Annotated in this window: 5 protein-coding genes; all 5 read left to right on the top strand. The window is 55.7% G+C overall.

Annotated features, from left to right (window positions below):
- On the top strand, positions 1-812 hold an 812-nt coding region (locus tag VGE80_RS09190; protein ID WP_440592441.1), incomplete at its 5' end, for an amidohydrolase family protein.
- A 327-nt stretch (positions 813-1,139) separates the two neighbouring features.
- A complete protein-coding gene (locus VGE80_RS09185) occupies positions 1,140-3,092 on the top strand; it encodes a hypothetical protein (protein ID WP_440592440.1) in 1,953 nt (650 codons plus the stop codon).
- A 462-nt stretch (positions 3,093-3,554) separates the two neighbouring features.
- The gene (locus VGE80_RS09180) at positions 3,555-9,983 is read left to right on the top strand and encodes a hypothetical protein (protein ID WP_440592439.1); all 6,429 of its coding nucleotides are present in this window, start codon (positions 3,555-3,557) and stop codon (positions 9,981-9,983) included.
- Positions 9,984-10,289: 306 nt separating this feature from the next.
- Positions 10,290-11,663, top strand: coding sequence for a DUF1501 domain-containing protein (locus tag VGE80_RS09175; RefSeq protein WP_397571844.1), 1,374 nt, complete (start codon positions 10,290-10,292; stop codon positions 11,661-11,663).
- A gap of 269 nt (positions 11,664-11,932) precedes the next feature.
- A partial coding sequence (locus VGE80_RS09170) for a c-type cytochrome domain-containing protein (RefSeq protein ID WP_440592438.1) occupies positions 11,933-12,365 on the top strand: 433 nt, incomplete at its 3' end.

Raw genomic sequence — 12,365 nt, 5'->3', positions numbered from 1 at the left:
AGGGTTTGATCGGAAGCGTGGGCAGCCCTCCTCTGCTCGGGGAACTGCACGACCTTCGTTACTGTGACCTCGATACCCTTGAACGGACGTACTCGAAGCATCGCGACGTGATTTTGGGGGTCAAGATCCGCTGCACTGCGGATCTGGCCGAAGGGGGACGCAACGAGGCGGGTGGACTGGAAATGGCCCGAAAGGGGGCCGACCTGCTGAACCTGCCGCTGGTTATTCACAGCCCGAACTCCAGCCTGTCCATCGAGCATGTGCTCGACCGCATGAAACCAGGCGATGTCCTGACCCATTGTTACCACGGTAAGGATTGCGGTCTGGTCGATCAGAAACTGAGAATTCCTGCTGCGATTCGCGATAAGCTGAAGTCGGGTGTGCTGCTGGACGTGGGGCACGGCTTTTCCAGTTTCAATTTCAGCGTTGCTCGAAGTCTGCTGGATCAGGAAGTGCTTCCCGATTTCATCAGTAGTGACATTCACTTCTACAATCTGCACGGTCCCGTGTATGACCTGTTGACGACGATGGACAAGTTTCTGCATCTGGGGATGCCGCTGGCCGAAGTCATCCGGCGGACGACGCAGACACCGGCAAAATTCCTGGGACGTCAGGATGATCTGGGGACGCTGAAGCCCGGTGCCATCGCTGACATCACTGTGCTGGAACTTCAGGAAGGGGAGTTCGTCCTCGAAGACTCCGAGGGGAACCGTGAAATCGGACGCCACCGACTGGATGCGACGCATGTGTTTCGATCGGGCAGACAGATTGGCGTGCTTCCGAAACCATCGCCAGCAGTCGCTCGGGCTTGAGTTGGACATCGTCTGCAGGTGATCCGGGCAGGCTGATCGAGCCTGCCGGCTGTCAAATTGCCAGACCCGTCACGGGGTACCGGCGTCGCATTCGCTTGATACGGTGCTTGGGGCCGCCTGTCGCGTTGCAAACGGATGGGGTTCAGGTAATCTTTTCCTCGAATGCGATCGCGCGGGCCACTGTGAAAACCTGATCAGAACTGTTCTTCTCGTACTCGTGACTCGCATTCCACTGACCGAACGCCACTTTCCGAATTGCTGCGACACATCTCTGGCTTCAATGCCGGACTGCGGCTGATAACTTCGTCCGATACCAACTGGATCACCATGTCGATTCCTTCGCTGTCATTCGCCACCCAGATCGCCGATGTTACGACTTTTACGAATGCGGAGTTTCTTCAAGCGATCGAATGGGATCGGAACGCATCCGACGCAGTGAAAGAGGCGGCACGCCGAGGCTCTGTGGCGGCCTTTACGAAGGCCTGGCACGCCAATCGGCGGGTAACAGGGGCAGGTCCGCGAGCCAGTGCAGGATACGGTGAAAAATCCATGTGGTCGCGACAGGCTTACCCCGAAGAGACGGGATTGGTCGCGATCATCTCGCGTGCTGCTGGATTGCCCGCGAAGCGGGCCGGTAATTCTGCACGCCGCCCCGTCAACAAACCGGCCGCGACCTGGCAGCAGACTGTGCAGCCTGTCGTCGGCGAATTGATTGACGCGATCTCGTCTGAGGAAACGCGGCCACTAGCTCTGCTGGCGGCGCTGGAACTGCTGGATCAATCGGGCCATCGTCTTCAAGGAGAGCAGTTCTTCACACTGTGGCGAGCGACCTTGACGGAACTGAGGAACTGGCCCGCGGCGAACCTTTCCGATCCAACGATTCCGCCCGACGTGCTGCTGGTGGAAAATGGCGAAATCCCCTTCGTTGGGGGGCTGGTGTTCCGTGACGTCGCCAATTCCGTCAATCTGATCAAATCCGGCCGCAAGCAATTGTCGAAGGAACTGGTCGAGCGCACCGACACGGATGGGACTCCACATGCTGATATCATTTCCCGGCTTTCGCTCTGGCTGGCTCCGCTGATTCGGTCCACCCTCGCCAGTGAGCGATTTGGAGTGACACTGTGGTCCGATGATCAACGGCAGCTACTGGGTAACGTCGTCGATCGCGCGATTGTGCTTTGTCGGCCTGATGGACGTGGGGCTCTCGCAAACGGTTTAGGTCTTGATTCACTGCCGGTGGTCAGTGCCGCGGCAGGGCTGTTCGGACTGAGTCTGGTCCATTCGACAGGGGCTTACCTGCAGGCTGTGCAGCGTGCGATTGCGGGGAAACCGCAAAAGAGAAGTCGCAGCGAGATTGCCACGATGCCCTCCAGCCAGTCGGATTGGGCTCGTTTTGCCGTGCTCAGAAGTGACTGGAGCGTCAATGCAGACAGTGTTGCCATCACGCACCATCGGTCGCTTCCGCAACTGGACGTCACGGCGCTGGGGCGTCCCTTCATTCATGGTGACTGGGCGCTGAAGCTAAAGATCGGCGATGCGGATATCGAACTGGCGGATGAGTGGTCCTGCGTCTGCTGGCAGTCCGATCCTGATGCCGACTTTATCGAACTGCAGATGTCCGGCCCCGGACGTCTCAGCGTTGAACGACTTGTGATGTTATCCCGAAAAGAGCGGTTTCTGTTCATCGCTGATTCTGTGAGCGGGATTCCGATCCTGAACTCGGGATCACGAGGCCGCTCGGCCGGTTCTGATGTCAGGCTTCTCGGCAACCGAACACTCGCAGGGACGCGACAACGAATCGAGTATGAATCGCGACTGCCGTTGTGTGAAGGAATGGTCGCCACCTGTGCGGGACCGACGCGAGAAGGGAAGATTTCAGGTTCCCGCTTCAAGGCACGTGTCTTTCCTCTGGGGATTCCTCAGGACCGAGTGCTCAGCACTCCCCACGAGTTTTCTGTCGAAGGAAATGATCTGGTTCTGAAGCACGTCGCGGAAGGGGAAGGGCTGTTCGCGCCGCTGCTGTTTGTCTGGCATCCGGAACGGACTCGTGTCGATGCGACTTGGCGGACTCTGACCGTTACTGAAGACGGCCGCGTTGTGGGGCCGGATGCAGGGGTCGGTTATCGTCTGAAGCTGGGGGATTTCCAGCTGATGATCTCGCGGAATCTCAAAAAGACCGGTTATGCTCGTGCCTGCCTGGGGCATCATACGTTCAACGAAACGGTTGTCGGAAAGTTCGATTCGAACGGGGACATTGAACCCATTCTGATGGTTGAGTAGCAACGACTCGAACAACTCTTTGTTTCTCGAATATGCAAGAATGCGTTGGGGCTCACGGACCTGTGCGCAACGGTCAATTTGCGCAGAGCCCGGGTTCTCGATACGCTGCTGCTATTGCCACCCGATGTAGACTATGAAACGCGTCATTGGACGAGAACCATTCGGTCTCGTCGCTCGAGATAAGTCCTCTTTCAACGCCGTCACTGCTTCTTTTCGTTACATGGACGCGATTTCGGGAACTTTCTGTCTCGTCTTCCGTCTGTATTCGTCATCACAGACTCATCGAACGCAAGAACAACACACATTTTCCCGCACGGGACATGAACCCGGTTTTCGGACGAGGGAAGTTCCGGGACGATCAGGCTTGAGTCCAACGGCATGCCAGTCGGAGATCACCAGTCGAGGTGCGTTCGCCGCGAACTCACCTCGCATCCGCTTACCTCTTCTATGACAGGTGCAATCATGCGATTTCGCGTCGTTTATGGAGTTCTGGCGATGGCCTGGATATCGACTGCACTTGGAGGTGAAATCGACTTCGTGGAAGATTTTGTTTTCGCGAAGGACCGTGCCGAGGTTCTTAAGCAATTGATTCCCGGGACGGAAGACCACAGTTATTACAGCGCTTTGCATGCGATTCAGACCGAGCAGTATAAGGGGGTTGAACAGATACTGACCGAGTGGGTCAAGCGGCACGGTGAGACACAGCGAGTCTGGGAGATCCGGACACGGCTGGCTCTGGCCACCTATGATAAAAATCCCGAGAAGTCGCTCGAATACCTCCGAAATCGACTGGGGATTCACTACTTCCACCAGAAGGAAGAACTCAACGCCGAACCCAACCTCCCCTCGTCCCTTGATCTCGGACAGATTTCACGCGAGGCCTTCATTAATCGCGCGAACGCCGTCACGACAGACAATACCGAACTCTTCGAAGAATCCGCTCTGGATTGGCTTGTGGGGTATGAACTTGGCGCTAACCATCGTCGCAGCCTGCTATCACGTCTCACACGATCCGATTATCCCAAACTGGTGAAACAGGTCATTGATGACCTGAACCAGGACGATTCAGGGGGCTTTGGTTCTCTGGCGATTCACCGCCAGATGCTGCTTCCTCAACTGGAAGAGATCGTTAAAGCCAAGCCGGAATTATTGAATCAGCAACAGTTTGTGCAGGCCTATCTCACCAAGCTGCAGCCTACGGCTGACGAAGACTGGCAACGTGATCCCAAGCTCCGGGCGGCCTACCTCGAACGGCTGACCCGCTTTGCGGATCGGCTTTCCCCCGTTCACAACACCCTGAAGGCGCACGTACTTTACTATCGACTGGTGCTCGATCGACAAAACGGGGAGTATCGGAAAGACCGGTTCATTGAGTATCTCAAGTTGCCTCGACGTGTTGGTTACCTTTCCCGGCGGATGGCAGAATCCGATTCAGTGAAGAGATTCGCCGGCGATCTGACGAATAACTATGCGGGTGTCACCCTGCTGCCACCCATCGGAAATGATGAGCCTCTTGTTCGCAGCTACCTGCTGCATCTTTTGCAGGATGAAGCCAGTACTAAAGAATTCGAGCCCTACATTAACGATGTCTATCTGAAGCAATTGTTTGCCGAAGTGAAAATCGTCAATGGACTCGGCAACGCCGAGCAGTGGTCTGCTCTCTTGCCTGCCGTCCAATTCCAATCGCTCAAAGAGCGAGTTGACCTCGATTTCTCTGTGACAAACAAAACACAGTTTGCACCGGACGAGCCTGTCAAGCTCGAACTGTTCATCAAGAACGTGAATACGTTGATCGTGAAAGTCTTCGAGATCAACACACAGGCGTACTACCGCCAGAATCAGAAGGAGGTCGACACAGACATCAGTCTCGACGGACTGGTTGCGCATGTCGAGCAAACACATCACTTTGATGAATCTCCGCTTCGACGCGTCCCCCGAAAGTTTGAATTTCCTCAGCTTGATCGGACGGGCGTCTATATCGTCGATTTCATTGGGAACGGTCGCAGCAGCCGGGCGTTGATCCGAAAAGGACGCCTGCGTCATCTCGTACGGACGATCCCTGAAGGGCAGCTTTTTACGATTCTTGATGACAAGAACGATCAGGTCAAAGACGCGACCTTGTGGCTGTCCGGGCATGAATATCGGCCCGGTTCGTCGGGAGAGATTCTGGTTCCGTTCAGTTCGGAATCCACTCGCCAGGCCATCGTCCTGACTCACAATGGCTTGGCGTCGCTCGATCACTTTCAGCACGAAGCGGAAAACTATTCGCTCGTGACGGGATTTTATGTTGATCGGGAATCCCTGCTGAAAAACAAGAAAGCAGAATTGGTTGTCCGTGCCGGACTCACGCTGAACGGAACACGGATCTCGGTCAATCGTCTGAAAGACGTGAAGCTGAACATTACCTCCGTCGACCTGGATGGGATTTCGTCCTCGAAAGAAATCGCCGAGTTCAAACTGTTCGAAGATCGCGATTCGACCCACGAATTCCCGGTCCCGGCTCGACTGGCCTCCTTGACGTTTTTATTGACAGCGAAAACAAAACGTCAGAGCGACGGAGGCGGCGAAGTCGACCTGACTGCCACGGATAATTTTACCCTGAATGGCGTCGACAACACTGACAAGATTCAGCAATTGCATCTGGCACGATTCAATGACGAATATGTGCTGGAACTGCGAGGTAAGACGGGAGAGGCGCGGGCATCGAGGCCCGTGCTCGTCACGCTGAAACATCGTGACTTCCGGCAAGCTCACTCTGTCTCGTTAAAAACGGATGCGGGCGGTCGAATCCAGTTGGGACGCCTTCAGGACATCGTGGATATCTCGGCCACGGTGGGCGAAAACGAGTCGCAGGCATGGCACGTCGCCGAGGACGCACACACTTATCGTCAGTCGGTGCACAGTCAGGTCGGGGAGACGATTTCGCTGCCGTATCTTCCACGGACGGGTTCGGCACGGCTTAATCAAGGTCAGGACAAAGCCCTGGCGCCGACACGGGATGAACTTTCGTTGCTGGAAGTTCGAAGTGATGTCTTTTCGATCGACCGCTTCGAGAACCTGTCGATCCAGGATGGACTGCTGCGAATTAAAGACCTTCCCGCAGGTGACTTTGATTTGTTTCTGAAGGGGACCGGAAACCGCATCCGGCTTCGTGTTGCCGATGGACCTAGTCGACACGGTTACGTCCTGGGGAGGCAGCGTCAGTTGGAATTACCCCCTGCCGCTCCTGTTCAAATTGCGTCGATTGTTCCCGTGGAATCAGGACTGAAGATCCACGTCATGAACGGAACTCCACTGACTCGCGTTCACGTGTACGCAACTCGGTACCTTCCCGAATACGGGGTCTATGTAAAGTTGAGCCGGGTGCGCTGGGCAGAACCATATCTCATCCAGCAGAGCCATGCCGACTCAGCCTTCCTGACGGGGCGTAACATCGGGGACGAGTACCGCTACATCATCGACCGACGATACGCGACCAAATTTCCCGGTAATACCCTCGAACGTCCCTCGTTGCTGCTGAATCCCTGGGCCATTCGTGAAACTCAAACGGGAACACAATTGGCGGTTGCAGGAGATGACTTTGCCGCCGCAGGGCCTCCCCCTACAAGTGCCATGGCACGCGAGGAATCGACGCAGAATATCACCACTCCACAAACCCCTCACCGGACGAATCTGGACTTTCTGGCGACCGGCAGCGCGGTTCTACTTAATCTAGTTCCAAATGAGAATGGACTGATTGAGATCGAACAGGAACTGCTTGGACCCCATCAACATATTCACGTTGTTGCTGTGGATCCGATCAACACCACGTTCCGCAGTATCAGCCTGCCCGAGCAAAAGGCGAACTTCCGGGACCTGCGACTGGCATCGGGTCTGGATGCCAAGGGGCATTTTACCCAGCAGAAGCAGATTTCGACCCTCGCATCCGGTCAAACCTTCATCCTGTCCGATGTCACGACATCCCGATTTGAAGCTTACGATAGTCTCAAACGCGTTCTCAGACTCTATGCAACTCTGAATAACGATCCGAAGCTCAATGAATTCTCCTTTCTGCTGGACTGGCCAACACTGAGTCAGGAGGAACGTCGGAAGAATTATTCCCAGTACGCGTGTCACGAACTGTCAATCTTTCTGTCCAGAAAAGACCCCGAATTCTTCCGGGATGTCATTCGACCTTACCTGGCCAATAAAAAAGATAAGACGTTCCTTGACCAGTATCTCCTGGATCAGGACTTGGGTGAATTTCTTGAACCCTGGAAGTTCGCACAGCTCAACGTGGCTGAACGAGTCCTGTTGGCGCAACGAATCCAGGAGCAGCGAGCAAGTACCGCCCGACATATTCGTGAACTTTACGCGTTACTGCCCCCCAATCCGGATCACTCCGTGAAACTTTTTGAGACGGCGGTCAGACGAAGTTCGTTGGAACTCGGCGATGCGTTCGGCGTAAAGCAAACGGAAGACCAACTACGCATCGAACTCAACTTTTCGAACGGATTAGGGGGATCTCTCAACGAGGGTGCGATGGGCGGCGCCGGTGGCATGGCCATGGGCATGGGCATGGGTGGGGGGGCTGAGGCCCGGTCGGATCTAAAATCTGAAAAGTTAAAAGCGGGAGCCTTGTTCAAGCGACGACATGGAGGAAGCTGGGCGGACGCCGACAGGAAAAAGGACGAGGCGAAAGATTCGCCAGTGGATGAACTCAAGGAGAACCTTGGCCGCAGCCCGGCATTTCCTCTCCCGTATCTGCGCGATGCGGAGGCCTTCGACGTCGACGATGTTCGTCAGTTGTATCGGAAGCTGGAGAAGACGAAGGAGTGGGCCGAGAACAATTACCATCGGCTGCTGATCCAGCAGCAAACTGCGGGGCTTGTCTCCGTCAATGGCTTCTGGAATGACTATGCGAACCATGACCCAGCGGCTCCGTTTTTGTCGAGGCATCTGGCGGAGGCGTCACGCAACTTTACGGAGATGCTGCTCGCCCTCGCGGTGCTTGATCTACCGTTTGATTCCCCCCAACATCAAACAGAGTTCGATGGTCCACGCATGACGCTGAAGTCTCACGGACCGATCGTCATTTTCCACGAAGAGATTCGACCTGTTGCTGCTGCGGATGGGACGACCAAGGTTCTCGTCAGCCAGAATTTCTTCCGTCATGGCGATCGCCTGCGGATGGAAGGTGGCGAGCAGTTTGACAAGTTTATTCAGGATGAGTTTCTGACTCAGGTGGTCTACGGGTGCCAGGTGGTACTGACAAATCCGACGTCAACTCGGCAGAAACTGAGCGTCCTTTTGCAGATTCCGGGTGGCTCGATTCCGGTTTCGAATGGACAACCCACCAGGACCGTGCTGGTCGATCTTGAACCATTCCACACCCGGACGCTCGACTACTATTTTTACTTTCCTGTCGCCGGTCAGTTTCAACACTTCCCGGTCCATGTTGCCCGGAACGAAGTGCTGATCGCTTCCGCTGAACCCATCCTCTTTAACGTGGTCGAAAAGCCAACGCGGATTGATACGGGTTCGTGGGACTATATTTCTCAGTATGCCTCGCAGGACGATGTCCTGGCATTCCTCGACCAGCAGAACATTGCTGCACTCAACCTGGATCGAATCGCCTGGCGGATGCGGGATCGCGGCGTATTTGCCGCGACGCTCGCCAGACTGACTGAGCGACATCTTTATCAGCACACACTGTGGTCGTATGCCCTGATGCACAACGACGTCCCGCGAATTCGGGAGTTCCTGCAGTATGCTGATCAGATTACGAACGATTGTGGTGGGCGTATCAAAAGTCCGCTGCTGACGATCGACCCCGTCGAGCGGAAAACGTTTGAGCACCTGGAGTATAAGCCGCTCGTGAATGCTCGAGCCCATTCGCTGGGGAAACGGCGACAGATTGTGAATGACCAATTTCATGCTCAGTATCACCGCACGCTGAAGCAACTCTCTTACGAGAAAAAGCTCGGGTCGCAGGACCTGCTGACACTGACACACTACCTGCTGCTGCAGGACCGGATCGAAGAGGCGCTGTCGCTCTTCGCTCAAGTTGATGTCGAGCAGATTTCCACCCGAATTCAATATGATTACTGCGCTGCCTACCTCGACTTTTTCAATGATGACCACAAACGGGCACGGGGAATCGCTTCCCGGTACAGCGAATTCCCGGTGGACCGCTGGCGGCAGGCGTTTGCCTCGATCATTGCTCAGCTTGACGAGGCCGAGGGGCAAGGTGTTGGGCCGGTTGACGCGGAAGACCGAAATCAGCAGCAGAGTGTACTGGCGGCGACAGAGCCTGCGCTCGAATTCGTCGTCGAAGCGCGCCAGATCCGGCTGGAGACCCAAAATCTGAAATCGGTGACGGTGAACTTCTATGAAATGGACGTTGAATTGCTGTTCAGCAGCAACCCATTCGTGCAGCAGTTCCGCGGTGAGTTCAACTCGATCAAACCAAACTCGACGTTGCAGGTTGAACTGACCGCTCAGGAAGGGAGTCAGCCCGGCACTCCACGAGTGGTCTCCAAAACAGTTCCACTTCCCGAGGCGCTCCACAACAAGAATGTGCTCGTGGAAGTGGTCGGAGCGGGCCTTGCCAAGTCACACGCTTACTATTCGAACTCGCTGACGGTGCAGGTCATCGAGAACTACGGCCAGATCAAAGTGACGCAGCAGAAGGATGGACGCCCCGTTCCCAAAGCCTACGTCAAAGTGTATGCGCAACTGTCCAACGGCGATGTTCAGTTTTACAAGGATGGTTATACCGATCTACGGGGGAGATTCGATTATGCCTCTCTGAGTACGGACGGACTGGAAACGGCGACGAAGTTCTCGATTCTCGTCCTGAGCGATGAATTCGGTGCCACGGTGAAAGAAGCGACACCGCCGAAGCAGTGATAGCCGTTCCGCAATGAGGTTCGTGCCGACGAAATCGCAGAGATGACTTGGAAGTCAACGAGGTCGCTTGAAGGGATGGAAAGGGCTGGGAGCCTGCTCCCTTCGCGTGAGAACAAACCGCCAGAGATGGCGGTTTGTTTTTTCAGAGGCGTCCGTCTCAACTGTTGGGAGTTCGGTTTACGCAAAGGTAGAACGAACTGCCTGCTGACTCAGCGATCCGGGTTGACTTCATTGGGCTAACGTATGGATAATGCGTTATGCGTTTTCAGCGACCAGTCGGGTGAGGCACTTTACGCGGGGAAATCGATGCTGACAATTTTTGGCCGCCGTCCATCAACAGTCCGAGGTTTCTGTGACGGTGTTTCCCGCCGGGATTTCCTTACTGTCGGAGGTCTGGCCCTTGGCGGTATCAGTCTGGCTGACACATTGCGTGCCGAGTCGCTGGTGAAGAGCGGTCACTCGCATAAGGCCATCATCAACATTTATCTTCCCGGGGGACCGCCCCACCTGGACATGTGGGATCCAAAGCCTCTGGCGCCGGTCGAGATTCGGGGCGAATTCCAGGCGATCCAGACGAATGTTCCCGGCATTGAAGTCAGCGAAATGTTCCCGCGGATGGCCCAGATGATGGACAAGTTCATCCTGGTCCGTTCGTTGTCCGATTCCGACGGGGCCCACGATGCGTATCAGTGTATGACTGGGCGTAAAAAGGGTGAGCGGCAGCCTGCGGGGGGATGGCCACAGGGGGGAGCATGGGTTTCCAAAATGCAGGGACCGGTCAATCAGGCCATCCCGCCCAACGTGGCATTGATGTACCAGACCGGCAACCGGACATGGGGTGAGCCAGGCGATGGTGGATTTCTCGGCGTGGCACATGCGCCATTCAACCTGTTAGGCCGTGAAGCACGCAGCAGTGCGGAAAACATGGTGTTGCACGGTATCACGCTCGAAAAGCTGCGCGACCGGACATCTCTGATGCAGTCACTCGATAAATTCCGTCGCTCTGCAGACCAGCGAGGCCAGATGGAGAGTATGGATGTCTATGCTCAACAGGCGATGGGGATCCTGACCACGTCGAAACTGGTCGACGCTCTGGACCTGTCGAAGGAAGATCCTCGCATCGTGGCACGCTATGGGAAGAGTAGCGAAGCGTTCCAGCGCGATGGTGCCCCGCCGATGATCGAGAATTTTTGTGTCGCACGGCGACTGGTGGAAGCAGGAGCTCGTTTTGTCTCTCTGAACTACAGCCGGTGGGACTGGCATGGTCCCGACGGAATGAACTATCCCAAGTGTCGTGAAGAATGCCCGCTGCTGGACCAGGGCCTCGCTGCACTCGTGACTGATCTTCATGAGCGGGGACTTCACCGCGATGTCTCGGTGGTCGTCTGGGGCGAATTCGGCCGTACTCCGAAAATTAATGAAAACAACAGCCGCGACCACTGGCCGCAAGCCAATACCGCGGTCCTGGCCGGGGGCGGAATGCAGTCAGGCCAGGTCGTGGGCTCTACGAATCGTAACGGCGAGAGCCCGCAGACGCGCCCCGTCAAGTTTCAGGAAGTCTTTGCCACGCTCTATAAATGTGCTGGAATCGACGTTCAGAACGTCAGAGTCTTCGATGTCTCTGGTGTTCCTCAATATCTCGTCGATCAGGGCAACGAACCGATCGCGGAAGTGATGTGACGCGACCTGCCAACGACGTCTGATCGCCGCAGCGACATTGAGCGTCGAAGAACGCTGGGACCAGGGTGAGAATTTCAAGCCGGATTCCACGAGCCGCGACCGGGTGATTACCGATCGCGGCTCGTCGACGTTGAAAACGGCCGGCGGCTGGAGCAACATACTGATCAAACGTCTGAATGAGATCCAGAGTTGGAAGGAGGCGACTCGAGTACCGTCTGGTCGGATGCGTCTCTGGAATGCACTCTATCGCAGCAAGGTCCAGAACTCGCATGATTCAACACCCGATAGTACTTCCAGTCCTGCATTGGCTGCGTCGGTCTGCCCTGGTCGTGATTGCCGCATGCGGCTGTTTACCACCTTCACTGGTGTCGGCGCAGTCTCCGGATTTCGTTCACGACATCGCTCCACTGCTGCGTAATCACTGCGGAAAATGCCATATCGGTACGATCAAGGAAGGGGGACTCTCTCTCAATTCACGCGAGTCGCTTCTCGCGGGGGGAGATGGAGGCATCGTTGTCCGGCCTGGAAAAAGTGGCGAGAGCAAGCTGATTGACGTCGTTACGACGCGAGATCCGGATCGGCAAATGCCCCCTGACGGACCTCGCCTGACGGACAAACAACTACGGTTGCTGAAAGAGTGGATCGATGCCGGCGCCGAATGGGACGACACCTTCGTCTTTCAAAAGTCGACGTATGAGCCTC

This window comes from Schlesneria sp., assembly GCF_036405755.1.
GTDB lineage: Bacteria > Planctomycetota > Planctomycetia > Planctomycetales > Planctomycetaceae > Schlesneria > Schlesneria sphaerica.
This window is presented reverse-complemented; position numbering and strand designations above follow the sequence as displayed.